At 39.6% G+C, this 536-nt stretch carries 1 protein-coding gene; it reads right to left on the reverse strand.

What is annotated here, in order from left to right; all coding sequences use genetic code 11:
- The coding region (locus EWZ81_RS08645) for a glycosyltransferase family 25 protein (protein WP_165548412.1) at nt 1-536 on the reverse strand (536 nt) is incomplete at both ends.

Genomic DNA, 536 nt, shown 5'->3' on the forward strand with positions numbered 1-536 from the left:
ATCCACCGGCTCTATGATTTTAAAACGCTCCGTGGCTTCTATAAAAGTTTTAGCGCCCTTAGGCGTGAGGTAGTAGCCTGCTGTAGTGGCCACATACACGCTGGTGAGGTAGAAATGCTCTAAAAAAAAGGCTTCTTTTTCATTATCAGCGCGAGATTCCCAAAAAGTCTCTTTGATGTTTACCTCTTTTGCCAATAAGGATTCGTATTTTGTGGTGAGATCATCGTATTTTCCTGTGAGATCATCGTATTTTCCTGTGAGATCATCGTATTTTTTGGTGAGTTCATCGTATTTTTTGGTGAGATCATCGTATTTTCCTGTGAGATCATCGTATTTTGATACGAGATTCTTATACACTTCTGTCCGAGCTAAAATACTTCCAATAAAGCGGTTGAGTTTTCTTTTAATTTTTCTAAAAACCACTGGATTAAAAGAGGTTTTTTGGGGCGCTATTTTGCAAGGCTCAGACAGTTCTTTAGGGTCTTGTTGCGTTTCAATAATACAATCTTGTTGCGCATCTTGTGTGGGATTGGGGG

The sequence above is a fragment of the Helicobacter pylori genome, assembly GCF_011140715.1.
GTDB lineage: Bacteria > Campylobacterota > Campylobacteria > Campylobacterales > Helicobacteraceae > Helicobacter > Helicobacter pylori_DA.